This is a genomic window from Pseudomonas sp. PICF141, from assembly GCF_002286815.1.
In the GTDB taxonomy this organism is placed as follows: Bacteria; Pseudomonadota; Gammaproteobacteria; order Pseudomonadales; family Pseudomonadaceae; genus Aquipseudomonas.
The window spans coordinates 51031-70408 of the sequence record NZ_MUNM01000040.1 but is presented as its reverse complement, the minus strand read 5'-3'; the positions used below and the strand labels follow the sequence as shown (position 1 = coordinate 70408).

19 protein-coding genes are annotated in these 19378 nt (G+C 59.0%); 10 read left to right on the top strand and 9 right to left on the bottom strand.

Going from position 1 to position 19378, the window contains the following annotated elements; genetic code table 11:
• Nucleotides 1–31: 31 nt before the first annotated feature.
• On the bottom strand, nucleotides 32–664 hold the full coding sequence (locus BZL43_RS09785) for a glutathione S-transferase family protein (protein WP_095632124.1): 633 nt from the start codon (nucleotides 662–664) through the stop codon (nucleotides 32–34).
• A gap of 66 nt (nucleotides 665–730) precedes the next feature.
• Nucleotides 731–1762 (bottom strand): LacI family DNA-binding transcriptional regulator, encoded by a 1032-nt coding sequence (locus BZL43_RS09780; RefSeq protein WP_095632123.1) that lies wholly within the window; start codon nucleotides 1760–1762, stop codon nucleotides 731–733.
• Nucleotides 1763–1977: 215 nt separating this feature from the next.
• Here BZL43_RS09780 and BZL43_RS09775 point away from each other — a divergent pair, with 215 nt between their 5' ends.
• Together BZL43_RS09775 and BZL43_RS09770 are read left to right on the top strand one after the other, a co-directional pair.
• The gene (locus BZL43_RS09775; RefSeq protein ID WP_095632122.1) at nucleotides 1978–2511 is read left to right on the top strand and encodes a gluconokinase; all 534 of its coding nucleotides are present in this window, start codon (nucleotides 1978–1980) and stop codon (nucleotides 2509–2511) included.
• Nucleotides 2512–2593: 82 nt separating this feature from the next.
• Nucleotides 2594–3946: a GntP family permease gene (locus tag BZL43_RS09770; protein ID WP_095632121.1), complete on the top strand. Its 1353-nt coding sequence runs from the start codon at nucleotides 2594–2596 to the stop codon at nucleotides 3944–3946.
• A gap of 168 nt (nucleotides 3947–4114) precedes the next feature.
• On the opposite strand, the gene alaC is transcribed toward BZL43_RS09770, so the two are convergent.
• A complete protein-coding gene (alaC, locus tag BZL43_RS09765) occupies nucleotides 4115–5332 on the bottom strand; it encodes an alanine transaminase (RefSeq protein ID WP_095632120.1) in 1218 nt (405 codons plus the stop codon).
• Between the two features lie 138 nt (nucleotides 5333–5470).
• Here alaC and BZL43_RS09760 point away from each other — a divergent pair, with 138 nt between their 5' ends.
• From BZL43_RS09760 to BZL43_RS09750, 3 genes are all read left to right on the top strand, one after another.
• Complete coding sequence (locus tag BZL43_RS09760) at nucleotides 5471–6133, top strand: LysE family translocator (protein WP_095632119.1); 663 nt, start codon at nucleotides 5471–5473, stop codon at nucleotides 6131–6133.
• A gap of 66 nt (nucleotides 6134–6199) precedes the next feature.
• On the top strand, nucleotides 6200–6688 hold the full coding sequence (locus BZL43_RS09755) for a GyrI-like domain-containing protein (protein WP_095632118.1): 489 nt from the start codon (nucleotides 6200–6202) through the stop codon (nucleotides 6686–6688).
• Between the two features lie 97 nt (nucleotides 6689–6785).
• Nucleotides 6786–7274 (top strand): GNAT family N-acetyltransferase, encoded by a 489-nt coding sequence (locus BZL43_RS09750; protein ID WP_095632117.1) that lies wholly within the window; start codon nucleotides 6786–6788, stop codon nucleotides 7272–7274.
• Between the two features lie 45 nt (nucleotides 7275–7319).
• Here the strand turns inward: BZL43_RS09750 and BZL43_RS09745 are convergent, their stop codons facing one another.
• The 4 genes from BZL43_RS09745 to BZL43_RS09730 form a co-directional block, all read right to left on the bottom strand.
• Nucleotides 7320–9152, bottom strand: a complete 1833-nt coding sequence (locus tag BZL43_RS09745; protein WP_095632116.1) for an ABC transporter ATP-binding protein — start codon at nucleotides 9150–9152, stop codon at nucleotides 7320–7322.
• 93 nt (nucleotides 9153–9245) lie between these two features.
• A complete protein-coding gene (locus BZL43_RS09740; RefSeq protein WP_095632115.1) occupies nucleotides 9246–9803 on the bottom strand; it encodes a peptidylprolyl isomerase in 558 nt (185 codons plus the stop codon).
• Nucleotides 9804–9806: 3 nt separating this feature from the next.
• Nucleotides 9807–10610, bottom strand: coding sequence for an alpha/beta fold hydrolase (locus BZL43_RS09735; protein WP_095632114.1), 804 nt, complete (start codon nucleotides 10608–10610; stop codon nucleotides 9807–9809).
• 14 nt (nucleotides 10611–10624) lie between these two features.
• Nucleotides 10625–11548 (bottom strand): LysR family transcriptional regulator, encoded by a 924-nt coding sequence (locus tag BZL43_RS09730; protein ID WP_008069097.1) that lies wholly within the window; start codon nucleotides 11546–11548, stop codon nucleotides 10625–10627.
• A 49-nt stretch (nucleotides 11549–11597) separates the two neighbouring features.
• Between BZL43_RS09730 and BZL43_RS09725 the strand changes: the two genes are divergently transcribed.
• From BZL43_RS09725 to BZL43_RS09715, 3 genes are all read left to right on the top strand, one after another.
• Nucleotides 11598–11927: a 3-phosphoglycerate kinase gene (locus BZL43_RS09725; RefSeq protein ID WP_095632113.1), complete on the top strand. Its 330-nt coding sequence runs from the start codon at nucleotides 11598–11600 to the stop codon at nucleotides 11925–11927.
• 286 nt (nucleotides 11928–12213) lie between these two features.
• Nucleotides 12214–12813: an FMN-dependent NADH-azoreductase gene (locus BZL43_RS09720; protein ID WP_095632112.1), complete on the top strand. Its 600-nt coding sequence runs from the start codon at nucleotides 12214–12216 to the stop codon at nucleotides 12811–12813.
• Between the two features lie 343 nt (nucleotides 12814–13156).
• Nucleotides 13157–14020 (top strand): carboxylate/amino acid/amine transporter, encoded by an 864-nt coding sequence (locus tag BZL43_RS09715; RefSeq protein WP_095632111.1) that lies wholly within the window; start codon nucleotides 13157–13159, stop codon nucleotides 14018–14020.
• Between the two features lie 120 nt (nucleotides 14021–14140).
• On the opposite strand, the gene BZL43_RS09710 is transcribed toward BZL43_RS09715, so the two are convergent.
• The gene (locus BZL43_RS09710) at nucleotides 14141–15439 is read right to left on the bottom strand and encodes a mechanosensitive ion channel family protein (RefSeq protein WP_095632110.1); all 1299 of its coding nucleotides are present in this window, start codon (nucleotides 15437–15439) and stop codon (nucleotides 14141–14143) included.
• A gap of 191 nt (nucleotides 15440–15630) precedes the next feature.
• On the opposite strand from BZL43_RS09710, the gene BZL43_RS09705 reads away from it, so the two are divergent.
• On the top strand, nucleotides 15631–16977 hold the full coding sequence (locus tag BZL43_RS09705; RefSeq protein WP_095632109.1) for a DEAD/DEAH box helicase: 1347 nt from the start codon (nucleotides 15631–15633) through the stop codon (nucleotides 16975–16977).
• A 126-nt stretch (nucleotides 16978–17103) separates the two neighbouring features.
• Here the strand turns inward: BZL43_RS09705 and BZL43_RS09700 are convergent, their stop codons facing one another.
• Entirely contained in the window at nucleotides 17104–17379 is a 276-nt protein-coding gene (locus BZL43_RS09700) for a hypothetical protein (RefSeq protein WP_095632108.1), read from the bottom strand.
• Between the two features lie 289 nt (nucleotides 17380–17668).
• On the opposite strand from BZL43_RS09700, the gene BZL43_RS09695 reads away from it, so the two are divergent.
• On the top strand, nucleotides 17669–19375 hold the full coding sequence (locus BZL43_RS09695) for a ShlB/FhaC/HecB family hemolysin secretion/activation protein (RefSeq protein ID WP_095632107.1): 1707 nt from the start codon (nucleotides 17669–17671) through the stop codon (nucleotides 19373–19375).
• The last annotated feature ends 3 nt before the right edge of the window (nucleotides 19376–19378 follow it).

Here is a 19378-nt window from a genome sequence, read left to right as displayed (position 1 = left end):
TTATGGAAGGGCAGAGGGGGCGGATTTGGCGTTATGGCACGCCGTTGCAAGCGTGTTCCATAAACCCCGGCCGCAGCGCCAGTCGCTGGCAATAGGCGTCGACGGCGGGGTAGTCCGGGCGTTCCATCGGGGTCATCCGCCAGCGGTTGACCGACAATCCGATGAGGATATCGGCCAGTGTGAACTGCGATCCGGCGACATACGCACCGGTCGTTGCGAGTTGCTGTTCGAGGATGCCCATTTTCGCGTTCCAGCCGCGAATGCCATCGGCAATTCGCTGCGTGTCCTGGAAGTTCGGCAACTGCCGGACCAGCGCAAAAAATGCGTAGCCCCACGAGGGGTTGAGTTCGGTGGCTTGCCAGTCCATCCACTGCTCCACGCGAGCGCGGGCCACCGGTTCGACGGGTAACAGGTCAGTGTTCTGGTGTTTACCGGCCAGGTACCGGCAAATGGTATTGGACTCCCACAATACGCCGGCCTCGTCGATGAGCACCGGCACCTGTGCGTTGGGGTTGAGCTGGAGAAATTCCGGGCGCTGGGTCGATGCGAAACCGCTGCCCCAGTCTTCGCGGTCGTACGACACGCCCAATTCGTCGCAGGTCCACAGGACTTTTCTGACGTTGATTGATGAGGCCCGACCCAAAATCTTCAGCGCATGTCCCATTGAGCTTCTCCGTTTGCTGTTCCAGGTATCGGAATCTAGCACGCGGAGCGTGGGAATGGTCGTGCGTCAGGTGCTCTCGCGCACCTTCAATTCAAACCCCATATCCTGCACCGGCCTGGTCACGGAATTGCCGGCCAGCAAGGTCAGCATCAGCTCTGCGGAGCGACGGCCAATGGCTTCGCGCGGGGTGCTGATGCTGCTCAGGCGCGGAACCATGTGTTCGGACATGGGCAAGTCGTTGAATCCGAGAATCGCCACTTGTTCGGGGATCTTGATCCCGCAGCGCAGGGCTTCCAGCAGGGCGCCCTGAGCCAGGTCGTCGTTGCCGAAGAAGATGGCATCGACCTGCGGATGACTGGCCAACAATTGCAGGAACAACTCGCCTCCCAATCCGACGGAGGAGGGGCGCGGGGTCAGCACTTCGAGGTCCGGGCTATACAAACCGGCCTTTTGCAGCGCGCGGCGGAAACCTTCGCCGCGCAACAGCGTGCGCTGATCCAGTTGTGCGCCAATGTAGGCCAGGTGTTTGCGGCCGCGGGAGAGCAAATGCTCGGCCGCGGTTTCGCCGGCGGCGACTTGTGAAAAGCCGACGCAATTGAGCCCGGCCGCGCTATCCAGTTCCATCATGTAGACGCAGGGAATATTGCTGGCCTCGATCATTCGCCGCGAACTTTCGGTGCGGTCGAAACCGGTCAGTAACAGGCCGCGAGGCTGATAAGCCATGTAATTGCGCAGCAGGTTTTCTTCTTCGTCACGGGAGTAATGGAAGTTGCCGATCAGCACTTCGAAGCCCTTGGGGCGTAAAACCTGATGAATGGCTTCCAGCGTGTCGATGAACAGCAAGTTGGACAGCGACGGCACCAAAACCACCACGGAATGGCTCTGGGCCGAGGCCAGGGCGCGGGCGGCGGGGTTGACCACGTAGTTCAGGTCGAGGGCGGCCTTCTGCACTTTTTCCACCAGTTCGGTGGCCACCGTGCTGACGCCGCGCAACGCGCGGGAGGCTGTAATAGGGCTGACACCGGCCAGGCGTGCGACTTCGTTGAGGGTAGGGCGGCCAGTGGTGCGAGTATTTTTATCGTTTTTAGGGGTATTCATCGGACGGCTTGCCAAACAAAATTCAAGGCACTAAGGTAGCGCTGTCTCGATGCAGCTGCAAATGCGTTAACGAGGTTTGCCTGATCCTCGCTTTTTGGCCTCGAGAACGAACATGCTGCAACCCACAAAAATGACAAGAAGGCGTCGGCAACTTCTGCTTTTGCACTTGAGTCTCACGTAGCAAAGGTAGCGCTGTCTGCGCGCTGAGGTGTTACATGAATCATCCCATCACCGCCCTGGTCATCATGGGCGTTGCCGGTTGCGGCAAGACGTGCGTTAGCCAGGCCCTGTGCCAGCTCAGCGGCGCGACCGCCATTGAAGGCGACACTTTCCACCCTGCCGCCAATATCGAAAAGATGAGCGCGGGTATCCCCCTGAACGACGAAGACCGTGCCGGCTGGCTCGACAGCCTGTGTGATGAGCTGCGCCGTGTCGATGCCAAGGGGGAACGCCCGGTGCTGACGTGCTCTGCCCTCAAACACAGTTACCGCGAACGCTTGCGCAGTGCCTTGCCGGGCCTGGGCTTCGTTTTTCTTGAGCTGAGCCCTGACGTTGCCGCCGATCGTGTGACTCATCGGCCGGGTCACTTCATGCCGTCAACCTTGATCGACAGCCAGTTCGCCACACTTGAATCGCCCGTTGGTGAGCCCCTGACCCTGGCTCTGGATGCGTCCAGCCATAGCGTCGATGAGTTGGCTGCTCAGGCCCACCGTTGGTGGCTCGATCACGGCTTGAAACTCGCCTGTTGATTTTGCTCCAAAAGATAGCGCTGTCCTGACGGCATTTGAATAATCGCTTTCATAACAACAACAAACAACGGAGACACCCCCCATGTTTGGCATGTCCCACGAGTCATTCCTGCTGCTAGACGCAGTGGTCACAGTGATAGGGCTTATCGTCCTGATCACCAAGTTCAAGTTGCACCCGTTCCTCGCTCTGATCATCGCCGCCGCTTTCCTCGGGCTGACGTCTGGCATGCCGATCGGCACTATCATCAAGGCGTTCCAGGATGGGTTCGGTGGGGTACTCGGTTTCGTCGGGATCATCCTGGCGCTGGGCACCATGCTCGGCAAAATGATGGCCGAATCAGGCGGTGCGGATCAGATTGCGCAGACGTTGATCCGCGCCTTCGGCAAGGACAAGGTGCAGTGGGCGATGATGTTCGCCGCGTTCCTGGTCGGCATTCCACTGTTCTTCGAAATCGGCTTCGTGCTGCTGATTCCGCTGGTGTTCATCGTGGCCCGTCGCACTGGCGTGTCGATCATCAAGATCGGTATCCCGCTGCTGGCTGGTCTGTCCGCGGTACACGGCCTGGTGCCGCCACACCCGGGTCCGCTGCTGGCCATCGGTGTGTTCGGTGCCGACATCGGTAAAACCATTCTGTACGGCCTGATCGTTGCGCTGCCAACGGCCATCATCGCTGGCCCGATCTTCGGTACGTTCATTGCCAAGCACATTCCCGGTCATCCGAATCAGGAGCTGGTAGATCAACTGTCGCGCGAGACGGATTCGGCTGAACTGCCGAGCTTCGGCATCACGCTGGTGACCGTGCTGCTGCCGGTGTTCCTGATGCTGCTCAAGACATTTGCCGACGTGGTGCTGCCCGATGGCAACATTTTCCGCGCTTTCATGGACCTGATCGGTCACCCGATTTCGGCGTTGCTGCTGGCATTGCTGCTGTCGCTGTATACCTTTGGCTACAAGCAGGGCATCGGTTCCAATCAAATGATGAAATGGCTGGATGCCAGCCTTGCGCCGACCGCCGCGATCATTCTGATCATCGGTGCCGGTGGTGGCTTCAAGCAGATGCTGGTGACCAGCGGTGTGGGTGACGTGATCGGCCACATGGCGGTGAACGCACAGATTTCGCCCATCCTGCTGGCCTGGCTGGTGGCGGCGGTGATCCGCATCGCGACCGGTTCGGCCACCGTAGCGACCATCACTGGCGCGGGCATCGTGGTGCCGGTGGTGGGGATGATTCCGGGCGTGAACCGTGAGCTGCTGGTACTGGCTACCGGTGCCGGTTCGTTGATCCTGTCCCACGTCAACGACGCCGGTTTCTGGCTGGTGAAGCAGTACTTCAACATGACCGTAGCGGAAACCTTCAAGACCTGGACCGCGATGGAAACCATCCTGTCCGTGGTAGGCCTGGGCTTCATTCTGCTGTTGTCGTTGTTCGTCTAAGCACACTGCACTGATCGTTCCCATGCTCCGCGTGGGAATGCATCCCGTGACGCTCCGCGTCACAGTGGACGCGAAGCGTCCATGGCGGCATTCCCACGCAGAGCGTTGGAACGATCAAGCAAAAAAAAACCGCAGCAATGCGGTTTTTTTGTGGGAACGACCAATGTGTCAGGCGTTGGTTTTCTGAACCAACCCATCCGCCCGAAACATCCCGCGAATGCCGCGCACGGCCTGACGAATCCGGTCCTGGTTTTCGATCAGCGCGAAGCGCACATGATCATCGCCATACTCGCCAAATCCCACGCCCGGCGACACACAGACCTTGGCCTCGGCCAGCAGTTTCTTGGCGAATTCCAGCGAACCCATGTGTGCGTAAGCCTGGGGAATCTTGGCCCAGACGTACATCGACGCTTTCGGGTTTTCGACCATCCAGCCCAGTTCATGCAAGCCTTTGACCAGCACGTTGCGACGCTGCCGATACTGCTCGGCGATGTCTTTGACGCATTGCTGATCGCCTTCCAGTGCCGCGATCGCCGCGACTTGCAACGGGGTGAACGTGCCGTAATCGTGGTAGCTCTTGATCCGCGCCAGGGCGTTGACCAGTTCCGGATTGCCGACCATGAAACCGATGCGCCAGCCGGCCATGTTGTAGCTCTTGGACAGGGTGAAAAACTCCACCGCGATGTCCTTGGCGCCGGGCACTTGCATGATCGACGGGGCTTTCCAGCCGTCGTAGACGATGTCGGCATAGGCCAGGTCATGCACCACCAAAACATCGTATTGCTTGGCGAGGGCGATCACTCGCTCGAAGAAATCCAGCTCTACGCACTGGGCGGTGGGGTTGGACGGGAAACCGAGGATCATCATTTTCGGTTTCGGAATCGAGCCGCGAATCGCCCGTTCCAGCTCGGCGAAGAAGTCCACGCCAGGAATCAACGGCACCGAGCGCACCTGGGCGCCGGCAATCACGGCACCGTAGATGTGAATCGGATAGCTGGGGTTCGGCACCAGCACCGTGTCGCCCTGATCGAGGGTGGCCAGCATCAAATGCGCCAGACCTTCCTTGGAACCGATGGTGACGATGGCTTCGGTTTCCGGGTCGATGTCGACTTCGTAGCGATCCTTGTACCAATTGGAGATTGCCCGGCGCAGGCGCGGAATCCCTTTGGACGTGGAATAGCCGTGTGTGTCTTCACGCTGGGCAACCGTAACGAGTTTTTCGACAATGTGCGGCGGCGTAGCGCCGTCGGGATTGCCCATGCTCAAGTCGATGATGTCTTCGCCACGACGACGGGCGGCCATCTTCAGCTCGGCAGTGATGTTGAAAACGTAAGGGGGGAGTCGATCTATGCGCGCAAAGCGGCGCGGCGAACCTTGTTCGGCCATTGTTGCCTCGGATAACGTAAGCGCCCGGAACCGTCCGAGCGACGCTGGCCACTGCGGTGGCCTGTGGCGGAATGTAAGGGCTGCTGTGGCAGACTGTCCAGCGTCTATGTAAACAAATTTTGCGAAGGAAATCGGTTGATGGAATTTACCAGCGGCTTTTTGCTGAGCCTTTCGCTGTGCCTGGACATCGGCGTGGCCAATATCGCGATGATCACGCTGGCAATGCAGCGCGGCTATTTCCAAGGCTTTGCGCTGGGGTTGGGAACGTGTGTCGGCGACCTGATTTACGCCGTGCTGGCGTTGGCCGGCATGACCGTTTTGCTGCAATACGAAACCGTGCGTTGGGTGCTGTGGATCGGAGGCTCGGCGCTGCTGTTGTATTTCGCGGCGAAGATGATTTATTCGGCGATTCACCATGAAGCGCTGTTGGCGCAGACCGCTGAAGTCGGTCACAACTCCCACCGCAAAGCGTTTTTTCGCGGAATTTTCCTCGCCATGTCGTCTCCCAGCGCCATTCTCTGGTTTGCCGCGGTGGGCGGCACGCTGATCGCCCGTTCCGGCGGTGGTGATGCCCTCAGTTCGGCGCTGTTTCTCGGCGGTTTCTTGTGTGCCGGAGTGCTCTGGTGTGTCGGTCTGTGCTTCGCGGCGAGCCACGGCGGCAAATTGCTCGGGGATAAACTACTGCGTTATTCCTATATGGCATCGGCAGCGATCTTCTGCTATTTCGCGGTCTACGTGATTCTATCGGGTTACAACGAGTTCATCGGCCCAGGCGCCCTCGAACAGTTGCATGCCCTGTAACTGGGCGAATCAGGTTTGGCTTCTATACTCCCAGCCGAACCCACCTTTTGTCCCAGGAGTTGAGTCATGGATGAGCAAACAAGCGCCGAGAAGGCCGAGCCACGCTTCGAAAACGGGCACTTCATGCTCATAGCGGGGTTTGGCGGACGATTTACCCAAGAGACGGCCCCAAAGCAAATTCCCAAACTGTGGGCAAAGTTCGTCCCGCATCTGGGCAATGTTCCCGGCCAACAGGGTGAGGTGACCTACGGTGTTTGCTGTAATCCCGACGGCAAGGGTGGTTTCGAATACATCGCCGGTGTCGAAATCAGCAAGCTTGACGACCTGCCCCAGAAGTACCGCTGGATTGAAGTTCAGCCTCAGAAATATGCAGTTTTCGAACATAAGGGGCCTCTGGATACCTTGCCCCAGACCTTTCAATACATCTGGAAAACCTGGCTGCCGAAATCCGGTCGTGAAGCGGCGGATGCGCCGGAGTTCGAACGCTACAGCGATGACTACAACCCGACGCTCAATACCGGCGTGCTGGAAATCTGGCTGCCACTCAAAGCGTAATGAGCGGGTCGAGCGGCGGATCGATGATTCGCCTCTCGATGTCACATTGATGCTGATTTATGATCCCCAACCATTCCCACGCCGACTCCGAGTTGCCATGAACACCGTCATCCGCCACGTCAGCCCCGCTGATCTGGACCGCTGCTACGCCATCGAAACCGTCGCCTACGAAGGCGATGAAGCCGCCACCCGCGAGAAAATCGCCACCCGCATCGCCACTTGGCCCCAAGGATTTATTGTTGCTGAAGTGAACGGCGTTGTAGCCGGTTTCATCAATTCCGGTGCGGCGTTTGAGGTGGAAATGTCGGACGAAGCGTTCAAGGAGCTGATCGGCCACGACCCGGCCGGCCCGCACGTGGTGATCATGTCGGTGGTGGTGCATCCGGACTATCAGGGGCAAGGTCTGGCGAAACGCCTGATGAGCGAGTTCATCCAGCGCATGCGCACACTGAACAAGGCCAGCATCCACCTGATGTGCAAAGAGCGGCACATTCCACTGTATGCCGGATTTGGCTTTGCCTACATCAAGCCTTCGGCGTCGGACCATGGCGGCATGGCGTGGCATGAGATGGTGTTGACGCTGTAAACAGGGGCCGGCCCGGATTCAACAGGACCGGCTTGATGACAAGACTCAATCGATCCCGACAAACCCGCCGGTCTGGTGCTGCCACAACCGTGCATACAAACCGCCATGGGCCAGCAGTTCGGCGTGGCTGCCGGTTTCGGCGATCTTGCCTTTTTCCAGCACCACCAAGCGATCCATTTGCGCGATGGTCGATAGGCGGTGGGCGATGGCGATCACGGTTTTGCCCTGCATCAGGGTTTCGAGGCTTTCCTGGATCGCTGCTTCGACTTCCGAGTCCAGTGCCGAGGTGGCTTCGTCCATGATCAGGATTGGCGCGTCCTTGAGCAGCACCCGGGCGATGGCAATCCGCTGACGTTGGCCGCCGGAGAGCTTCACCCCGCGTTCACCGACATGAGCATCGAAACCGGTGCGACCTTCAGAGTCCGACAGCAACGGGATGAACTCGTCGGCGCGGGCCTTGTGCACCGCTTCCCAGAGTTCGGCGTCGGTGGCATCGGGTTTGCCGTACAGCAAATTGTCGCGGATCGAACGGTGCAGCAGCGAGGTGTCCTGGGTGATCATGCCGATGCGTTCACGCAGGCTTTCCTGGCCGACCTCGGCGATGTTCTGGCCATCGATGAGAATCCGCCCGCCTTGTACGTCATAGAGGCGCAGCAGCAGATTGACCAGCGTCGATTTGCCGGCACCGGACGGGCCGATCAGGCCGATTTTTTCGCCGGGTTTGATCGTCAGGTTGAGGTCGCTGATGATTCCGCTTTTTTTGCCGTAGTGGAAATCGACGTGCTCGAAACGCACCTCGCCACGCGTCACGTTCAACGGCTTGGCCTGCACGCGGTCGGTGATGCTGACCGGCTGGGAAATGGTCTGCAAACCGTCCTGAACCATGCCGATGTTTTCGAAAATGCCCGTCACCACCCACATGATCCAGCCAGACATGTTGACGATGCGGATCACCAGGCCCGTGGCCAACGCAATTGCGCCCACGGTGATCAGCGACTGCGTCCACAGCCACAGCGCGAGGCCGGTGGTGCTGACGATCAGCAGGCCGTTCATGCTGGTAATGGCCACGTCCATGCTGGTGACCACACGGCCGGCCAGTTGGGCTTTTTCGGTTTGTTCCTTGATCGCTTCGCGGGCGTATTGCTGCTCGAAGTTGGTGTGGGCGAACAGCTTCAGGGTGGTGATGTTGGTGTAGCCATCGACGATCCGCCCCATGAGTTTGGAGCGCGCATCGGACGACACCACCGAACGTTGCTTGACCCGTGGCACGAAGTAGCAGAGGGCGCCGATGAAGGCGGCGATCCAGGTCAGCAACGGGATCATCAGGCGCCAGTCGGCTTCGGCGAACAGCACCAGGGAACTGATCGCGTAGATCAGTACATGCCATAACGCGTCCACCGCTTGCACAGCCGAATCGCGCAACGAGTTGCCGGTCTGCATGATGCGTTGGGCGATGCGCCCGGCGAAGTCGTTCTGGAAGAAATTGAGGCTCTGTTTGAGCACATAACTGTGGTTTTGCCAACGGATCAGGCTGGTCAGGCTGGGACTCAAGGTCTGGTGCACCAGCAAGTCATGCAAGCCGACGAAGATCGGGCGCAGGACCAGCGCCACCACCGCCATCCAGGCCAGTTCGATGCCGTGTTCCTTGAAGAAGTCGACGTTGGGCGTGCCTTGGGCGAGATCGATGATGCGGCTCAGGTAGCTGAACAGCGCCACTTCGATCAGCGCACCGAACAACCCGACGATCAGCAGAACGGCGAAACTCGGCCAGACCTGCTTGAGGTAATAGGTGTAGAAGGGGAGAACCCGATCCGGTGGAGCCACCGTCGGTGCATCGCGGAATATGTCGATCAGTTTTTCAAAACGGCGATAAAGCATCAGTTCTCCGCCCGCGCACGGGCTCTCCTTTAAACGATATGAGCGGCGCCGGAAGAACCGGCGGCCGCTCAAAACTCCCTGTTCAGCTTAGTCTCAGTCGATGCGCTTGGCCGACTTGATGAAGACCGGGTCGGCCGGCACGTCTTTCATGCCGCCTTTGGTGGTGGTCTGGGAGTTGACGATGACATCGACGACGTCCATCCCTTTAACGACTTTACCGAACACGGCATAGCCGTCGCCCTGGTCGAGAAAGTCGTTGTCTTTGACGTTGATGAAAAACTGGCTGGTGGCCGAATCCGGGGCGGAAGTACGAGCCATGGACAGCGTGCCACGCACGTTATGCAGGCCGTTTTTGGATTCGTTCTTGATCGGCGCCTTGGTTTCTTTTTGCTGCATCTGTTGCGTAAAACCGCCGCCCTGGACCATGAAACCAGGAATCACACGGTGAAAAATCGTGTTGTTGTAAAAGCCGCTGTCGACGTACTCAAGGAAGTTCTTGGTACTGATCGGTGCCTTGACCGGGTCCAGTTCGATTTCGATCTGGCCGTTGGTGGTTTCCAGCAGCACGTGCGGCGCCTTGGCGGGCGTGGCGGCCATCAGGTTGGCGGCAAACAGAACGGAGCCGGCGACGAGGGCGATTTTTTTCAGCATAAGTCAGTGATCCTGAGTAGTGGTGTCGACTGCGGTAAGAAATTCGAGCAGCGTTTGGTTGAAGCGTTCCGGTTGATCCAGCGGGGTGGCGTGGCGCGAGTCGGCAATCACCACCAGCCGCGCATCGGGCAGCAGTTTTACATAGGTTTCTTTCAGTGCGACCGGGGTGTAGTCACGGTCGGCGCTGACGATGAGGGTTGGACAGGACACCCTGGAAAGTCGTTCCTGAACACCCCAGTCAACGATGGCATCGAAGCTGGCGAGATAAGCACGTTTGTCGTTTTTTGCCCAGCGCGTCGCTATTTTTTGTCGTAACGAAGCTTGTTCGGGCTTGGGAAACAGCTTGACGCCCAAGGCCTTGCCGATGGTGCCCATGCTCAGCGCGCGCATCAGGCTCCAACGCTTGAACCACTGCCAGTAATCGTTACGGCTGCGCCGTTTGACCTCGGGCGCGCTGTTGACGATGCACAGGCTCTTGAGCAGGTGCGGCTGATCGACGGCCAATTGAAAAGCGATCATGCCACCCATCGAAAGCCCCACAAGATGAACGGGACCCAGGTTCAAATGTTCGATCAGCGCGATCAGGTCGGCGCTGAACCCCGCGATGCTGTAGCGCTCGCGGGGTTTGTCGGAGCGTCCGTGGCCGCGCACATCCGGGACGATCACCCGATAGCGGGCCGCCAGCGCCGGGATCTGCATTTCCCAGTCCAGGGTGCTGGAGCCCAATCCGTGAACCAGCAGCAACGGCGTGCCGTGGCCATATTCCTCATAGTGCAGGTTGCAACCTTCATGTTCGAAATAGGCCATACGTACACTCCGTGTCAGGCTTGTTCAGGGGCGGCGAAAGGCGCATCCAGCGGCGCGGTATCAAAGGTACGCAGCAGTTCGATGAGAATCTGCGTCGCCGGGCCCAAAGGTTTGTCCTTGTTCGAATACAGATAGAAGCTCGGGTTGCGGCTGCCACCCTGATCCAACGGTAGCACTTTGAGCGTGCCTTCCTTGAGTTCGCGCTCGATCATGTGCCGGGGCAGCCAGGCGAAGCCCAGGCCGCTACTGACGAACGTCGCGGCGGTGGCCAGGCTGCCGACGGTCCAGCGCTGCTCGGCGCCAAGCCAGCCGACGTCTCGCGGTTGTTGACGGCCGGAGTCGCGGATCACCACTTGCATCTGGCTTTCCAGGTCCTGGAAGTTCAGTTCGCGGTTCAAGCGATGCAAGGAATGCTCGGGGTGGGCGACCGCAATGAATTCGACGTCGCTCAATTCTGCCCCCAGATAACCGGGAATACTGAAGCCGGTGATGGCCAGATCGGCCACGCCTTCGAGCAGCACTTCCTCGACCCCCGACAACACTTCTTCGCGCAGACGCACCCGGCAGCCACGGCTTTGTGGCATGAACGCGGTCAGTGCGCGAACGAGACGGGCGCTGGGGTAGGCGGCATCGACCACCAGCCGCACTTCCGCTTCCCAGCCTTGTTCCATGTGATGGGCCAGGTCTTCCAGTTGGCTGGCCTGTTTCACCAGTTGCCGGGAGCGGCGCAACAACACGCCGCCGGCCTCGGTGAGCACCGCTTTGCGGCCGTCGATGCGCAACAGCGGCACGCCGAGCTGGTCCTGCATGCGCGCTACGGTGTAGCTGACCGACGACTGCGAACGGTGCAGCGCTTCGGCGGCCTGGGCGAAACCGCCGTGATCGACCACGGCCTGCAATGTTCGCCATTGATCAAGGGTCACGCGGGGCGCTTTCATCTTGAGCTCCTCTTGTCCTAAGCTGGCAGTCCCTATTGGAGACTGCTGAATGAAAAAACTGTGTGGTGTGATGGCGGGTTGTGCGGTGCTGGCGCTGCTGCCGCTGACGGCGTTTGCGTATCCAATCGACGTTCAAAAGCAATTGAACGGCTTGAGCATCGACTACAACGCGTTTGATACAGATGCCGATATTGCCTCCATCCAGGTGAATAACTACGGCAGCACCGATGCGATCTGTAAGGTTGTTTTCAATAATGGCCCGGAAGCGCCGCGCAACCGCACAATCGAAGTGCCTGCCGGTAAACACAAAAACGCCACCGCCAAGTTCACCCGCACCATCATCAAGATGCGTATCAACCTGACCTGCACCCCGAAATGACAGCGAGCGGCTGTGGAAGCCGTGGCGAGGGGGCTTGTCGGAACGCCGCATCGCCCCGTTGGGCTGCGAAGCAGCCCCAAAAAATCTGATATAGCAAAGATCTTGTGAGTGCTTTGCACTCAAACGGGGGCAAGCCCCCTCGCCACAGCGCTCCCACAGAACATGCATCGCTTATAAACGAATTTATCGATGGTTTATAGCAGTTATTTGCGCTTTTTCATCGATATGACTCTGTTTAACCTTCACTCCATCGACCTACAGCATTCTCAGATGGAGGCTACATCCCATGTCCCGCGTTCTGATCATCGAAAGCAGCGCCCGTCAGCAAGACTCGGTTTCCCGCCAGTTGACCCAGACCTTCATCAACCAATGGAAAGCCGCCCACCCGGCCGACCAGATCACCGTCCGTGATCTGGCCGCCACCCCGGTGCCGCATCTGGACATCAACCTGCTGGGCGGCTGGATGAAGCCTGCCGAACAACGCAACGACATCGAACAGGCCTCGCTGGATCGCTCCAACTTGCTGACCGATGAACTGCTGGCCGCCGACGTACTGGTAATGGCCGCGCCGATGTACAACTTCGCCATTCCGAGCACCCTCAAAGCCTGGCTCGACCACGTGCTGCGTGCCGGCGTGACGTTCAAGTACACCGAAACCGGCCCGCAAGGTTTGCTCAGCGGCAAGCGCGCTTATGTGCTGACCGCTCGCGGCGGCATTTACGCCGGCAGCACCGCGGATCACCAGGAACCGTACCTGCGTCAGGTCATGGCCTTCATCGGCATCCACGACGTCACCTTCATTCACGCCGAAGGCATGAACCTGGGCGGTGACTTCCAGGAGAAAGGCCTGAACCAGGCCAACGCCAAGCTTTCCCAAGTGGCCTGAGCCGTTAATCGCCAGATAATCGCTGGATGGTCTAGTGACCTGGCGCAACCCTTCAAGCCTGTACGCGCATCGAACCTCCCTTTGCACTTGTTGCTCCTGAGTGCTCTAGCCCGATTGAACGCATTGCGAAATCGGGCTTTTTTTTGCCTGGGATTTTGTGAGCGCAACATAAACCTGTGGGAGCGGGCTTGCCCGCGATGACGGTGTGTCAGGCAGCATTGAAGTCGACTGATACACCGCCATCGCGGGCAAGCCCGCTCCCACAGTGTTTTGTGTATTACCGGACTGTTCGCGATGAAGGGCAAAAAACGCTATCGTCGCCGCCATTCGAAATGAGGCGAGCATGGGCTATCTACTTTTTGTCACGCTGATCCAGGCGTTTTCCTTCAGCTTGATCGGCGAATACCTGGCCGGGCATGTCGACAGTTACTTCGCGGTGCTGGTGCGGGTGCTGCTGGCGGGGCTGGTGTTCATTCCGCTGACGCGCTGGCGTCAGGTCGAGCCGGCGTTCATGCGTGGCATGTTGCTGATCGGCGCGTTGCAGTTTGGCGTGACTTACGTCTGCCTGTACCTGAGCTTCCGGGTGCTGACGGTGCCGGAAGTGTTGCTGTTCACCATCCTCACGCCATTGCACGTGACCCTGATCGAAGACGCGCTGAACCGGCGCTTCAATCCCTGGGCCCTGATCGCGGCATTGGTGGCAGTACTCGGAGCGGCAGTGATTCGCTTTGACCGGATCAACCCGGATTTCTTCATGGGGTTCCTGCTGCTGCAACTGGCCAATTTCACCTACGCCGCCGGGCAGGTGCTCTACAAACATCTGGTGGCCCGTCATCCGAGCGATCTGCCGCATTACCGGCGTTTCGGATACTTTTATCTGGGCGCATTGGCGGTGGCGTTGCCGGCGTTTCTGCTGTTCGGCAAACAGAATTTCCTGCCCGAAGCGCCACTGCAATGGGGCGTGCTGCTGTTCCTCGGTCTCGTCTCGACCGCGCTGGGTTTGTACTGGTGGAACAAGGGCGCGTGCCTGGTGAATGGCGGGACGCTGGCGGTGATGAATAACTTGCATGTGCCCGTGGGATTGCTGGTCAACTTGCTGATCTGGAATCAGCATGAAGAGCTGGGGCGGTTGTTGTTTGGTGGGTCGGTGATTCTGATGGCGGTGTGGATCAGTCGGTTGGGTGTTCGTAGACCCGCTATCGCATGATCGTCCCCACGCTCCGCGTGGGAATGCATTCAGTGACGCTCTGCGTCACATCCGCGAAGGGACGCGGAGCGTCCCGGGCTGCATTCCCACGCGGAGCGTGGGAACGATCAGTGCTAGCTGCTACATGATGTGTTTTTCGGGGGCAGGGATATGGCTCGCGCCGAGTACTGCCGGAAGCAACCCCGACCGCAAATCCCCACCGCTCGGCTGCTGATAAAGGCTCAAGCCAAACTCCGGCAATACCGCGAGCAGGTAATCGAAAATATCCCCCTGAATCCGCTCGTAATCGGCCCACGCCGTGGTGCGGGTGAAGCAGTAGATTTCCAGCGGGATGCCCTGGGCGGTGGTTTGCATCTGGCGAACCATGCAGGTCATGTTCGGCTGGATTTCCGTATGGTTCTTCAGATACGCCAGTGCATAGGCGCGGAAGGTGCCGATGTTGGTCATCCGTCGACGGTTAGCCGACATCGCCGCGACGTTGCCCTGAGCTTCGTTCCAGGCCTTGAGTTCGGCCTGTTTGCGGTTGATGTAGTCGGTCAGCAGATGCACCTGAGACAGCTTCAGCTCTTCGTCATCGCGGATGAACCGCACGCCGCTGGCGTCGATGAACAAGCTGCGCTTGATCCGGCGGCCGCCGGACTGCTGCATGCCACGCCAGTTCTTGAACGACTCGGACATCAGGCGCCAGGTCGGGATCGACACAATTGTCTTGTCAAAATTCTGCACCTTGACCGTGTGCAAGGTGATGTCCACCACGTCCCCGTCGGCACCGACTTGTGGCATCTCGATCCAGTCGCCGACCCGCAGCATGTCGTTGCTGGTCAATTGCACGCTGGCGACGAATGACAAGAGCGTGTCTTTGTAGACCAACAGGATCACCGCCGACATGGCGCCCAGACCCGACAGCAGCAACAGCGGCGAACGGTCGATCAGCGTGGCGACAATAATGATCGCGCCAAACACGAACAACACCATTTTCGCCAGTTGCACGTAGCCCTTGATCGAGCGGGTGCGGGCGTGTTCGGTGCGGGCATAAATATCCAGCAAGGCATTGAGCAATGCGCTGACGGCCAGCACCAGAAACAGAATGGTGAACGACAGCGCCACATTGCCGAGGAAGTTAAGGGCGGTTTTGCTCAGGTCCGGTACCAGGTGCAGACCGAACTGGATCATCAGCGAGGGCGTCATCTGCGCCAGGCGATGAAACACTTTGTTGTGACGAAAGTCGGTGATCCAGTGCAGCGACGGCTGGCGACCGAGGATTTTGGTCGCATGAAGAATCAGGTAGCGCGCCACTCGTCCGAGCACCAGCGCTACTACCAGCAGCAACATCAGCGCGAGCGTGGAATGCAGGAGCGGGTGCTGATCGAGAGCACCCCAGAGGTCTTGGGCGTGGAGCCAGAGCTGTTTAATATCCATGGGCGAAAACGGTTCTTCTGTAGGATGCGACCGGGTGATTAGAGCATTTAAGACGTTCCGGATGACGTTTTGAGACAAAACAGGCGACAAAAAACCACTGTTTGCAGCCGTTTGTATAAAGAAACTCGGCCTTCGCGCTCGAAACCGTTACCCTATGCAGCTGTTTTTTGTATTTCTTCGAGGTAGCACCCGTGTTTTCCCAATTCGCCCTGCACGAACGCCTGCTCAAAGCCGTGGCCGAGCTTAAATTTGTCGAGCCAACGCCTGTGCAAGCAGCGGCTATTCCGCTGGCGCTCCAAGGGCGTGACCTGCGGGTGACGGCGCAAACCGGTAGCGGCAAAACCGCTGCATTCGTTTTGCCGATCCTCAACCGCTTGATCGGCCCGGCCAAAATCCGCGTCAGCATCAAGACCCTGATCCTGCTGCCGACCCGCGAGCTGGCCCAGCAGACCATCAAGGAAGTCGAGCGCTTCGCTCAGTTCACCTTCATCAAGTCCGGCCTGATCACCGGCGGTGAAGATTTCAAGGTCCAGGCTGCCATGCTGCGCAAAGTGCCGGACATCCTGATCGGTACGCCGGGCCGGATGATCGAGCAACTGAACGCTGGCAACCTGGACTTGAAAGAAGTCGAAGTGCTGGTGCTCGATGAAGCCGACCGCATGCTCGACATGGGCTTCGCCGAAGACGTACAGCGCCTGGTGGACGAGTGCACCAACCGTCAGCAGACCATGCTGTTCTCCGCCACCACCGGCGGTTCGGGCCTGCGCGAGATGGTCGCCAAGGTCCTGAACAACCCTGAGCACTTGCAGCTCAACGCGGTCAGCCAGCTGAACGACACAACCCGTCAGCAGATCATCACCGCTGATCACAACCAGCACAAAGAACAGATCGTGAACTGGCTGCTGGCCAACGAGACCTATCAGAAGGCCATCGTGTTCACCAACACTCGGGCCATGGCCGACCGCATCTACGGTCGTCTGGTGGCGCAGGAATACAAAGCGTTCGTGCTGCACGGCGACAAAGACCAGAAAGACCGCAAACTGGCCATCGACCGTTTGAAGCAAGGCGGCGTGAAAATCCTCGTGGCCACCGACGTCGCCGCCCGAGGCCTGGACGTGGAAGGCCTGGACCTGGTGATCAACTTCGACATGCCGCGCAGTGGCGACGAATACGTTCACCGCATCGGTCGCACCGGTCGTGCCGGCAATGATGGCCTGGCCATCTCGCTGATCTGCCACGGCGACTGGAACCTGATGTCGAGCATCGAGCGCTACCTCAAGCAGAGCTTCGAGCGCCGCACCATCAAGGAAGTCAAAGGCACCTACGGCGGGCCGAAAAAGGTCAAGGCCTCGGGCAAAGCCGTTGGCGTGAAGAAGAAAAAAGTCGATGCCAAAGGCGACAAGAAGAAAGCCGGCGCCAAGGCCCCGACCAAGCGCAAGATCGCCAATCGCCCGAAAACCGACGCCCTGTCGCTGGTCAGCAAGGACGGCATGGCCCCGCTCAAGCGCCGCAAGCCGCAAGCGCCGGCGGCTGAATAAGGCGCTGTAGCGTTCCAATAAAAACCCGGACAGTGTCCGGGTTTTTTTACGTCAAAAGATCGCTACACGGGATCCGGCGTTCATCCCGTAGGAGCTGCCGAAGGCTGCGATCTTTTGATCTTGCCGTTAACTTTTGGCTTTCTTCTCCGCCGACTCCAGCTCCTTGAGACGTCGATCAATCAACTGACACTCATCCGGCAAATCCTTGCTGGCGGTGTCCAGATCCATTCTCTGTAACTCTTTGTTGATCTCCTTGGCCTTTTCCGGGTTTTGCTCCGTGATCTTGGCGACTTCCCGGGCCAATTGTTCGCGCTTGGCGGTGGCTTCGTCAGGAGGACAGGCCCAAACGGGAAGGGCGCAGGTGAGGGTGGCGGCAAGGGTGAGCGTCATTAAAGGTTTCATATCAGGGGCCTTGGATTCCGTGTTGGGCGGTTAAACGGTTGAGGTCACTGGTAGCTGAAAGTTCATCTGTCTGTAGGACGCGTCTCTCTTCGGAAATACCTCGTCAATAGCGGACGTTTTTCGACGCCTGCATCAAGAAATGTCCTGCATTCCTAACGGAAGCAGCTGATTTAACGGTACCCGTTCGTCGCCTAACCTACTCGAATGGATCCATTATTTGACGTCAGAATGATGGCTCTCTAATATCGCGCCACTATTGCGCCATCACTCTTCATTCAAGGGAACGAACATGTACCCACCCGCCCTCGTGGCGAGGTTGTGCCTGGCTTTGCTGTGCCTTTCTCCGCTGAATCTTGCTTACGCCGCCCCCACCCCCGGTGAAACCGATCTGATCCGCGAACGTCAGGATCGCTTGCTCGAAGAGCAGCGTCGGCGTCTCGAAGAGCTCAAGGAATTACCCGGCAAGGAAGCCAAACCCACGCCACCGACGGCCCCGGCCGACGCCCGTTGTTTCCCGATCAAGGACATCGAACTCAAAGGCGCAGACAGTCTTTCGGACGGCGAAAAAAATCGCCTGCTCAAGCCTTACATCGGTCAGTGCCTGGGTGTCACGCAGCTCAACGAGTTGCTGAAAGTCATCACTGATCATTACATCGAGAAAGGCCTGGTCACGAGTCGGGCCTATTTGCCGCAGCAGGATTTGTCCGGTGGGCATCTGAAGGTGTTGGTGGTCGAGGGCAGGCTCGAAGGATTGAAGGGCGCGGAGGGCAGCAAGCTGTCGGACCGTGAACTGGGAATGGCTTTCCCCGGCAAGAGCGGTGAGCTGGTCAATCTGCGGGAAATCGAGCAGATGGTGGATCAGCTGAACCGCTTGCCGTCGAATCAGGCGCAGATGGAGTTGTCGCCGGGCAAGAACGTCGGTGGCAGTGAAGTGCTGGTCAAGAACACGCCGCAGAAGCCTTGGCGTGCAGGGTTGTCCCGCAGTAATGACGGCCAGCGCAGCACCGGCGAGCAGCAGTGGGGCACGACGTTTGATTGGGACAGCCCGCTGGGCCTGGCCGATCAGTTGATGCTGCGCGGCGGTCACGATGCGATGACCGATCACCAGCACACCTCCAACAACGCGATGCTCAATTACAGCGTGCCGTGGGGCTGGTGGAATTTCAGCTACACCTACAGCCAGAGCGAGTACCGCTCGCAAGCGCAGGCCAACGGTTTCAATTTCAAGCAGACCGGCGACAGCGAAAACCATCAGTTGCGTGCCGAGCGGGTGATCCATCGCGATGCCCTGAGCAAGACCTCCCTCAGCACCGGTGTCTCGTACCTGCGCACCAACAATTTCATCGAAGACAGCAAACTCAAGCTGAGCAGCAACCGCATCAGCGAAGCACAGTTCGGCATCAACCACGGTCGGCGGGTCGGCAATGCGTTCGTCAACCTCGACCTGGGCATGCAGGAAGGCATCGGCGCGTTCGATGCTCAGGGCAACGGTCACCCGGGCCCCGGCGAGCCGGATGCGCGTTACCGCAAATACACCGCCACCGCGAGCTACTTGCAGCCGTTCAAGCTGTGGGGCGAGTCCTTCAGTTTCAGCAGCCTGATGACCGGCCAGCGCAGCGAAGACGTGCTGTTCAGCCCGCAGCGCACCAGCCTTGGCGGGCAGTCGTCGATCCGTGGTTACAAGGATCAATCCTTGTCCGGCGACAGCGGCGGCTACTGGCGCAACGACCTGCGCTGGAGCCGCCCGGTGACCCTGGAATGGCTGCGTCCGGTGTTCGCCGAATACGGCACCAGCCTCGGCTACGACCAGGGCGTGATCCGTGGCGACCGCTACAACGGCAATCAGCACGGGCGCATGTCCAGCAACTCCGTAGAGCTGTTTGCCCGGGGGCAGCACCTGGCCGCCAGCGTGACTTTTGCCCATTCCCTGCAACGCCCTGACGTGCTGACCGAGCGTGAAGCGCCGATCTATTTCCGCGTGGATGTCTTCCTCTAAATT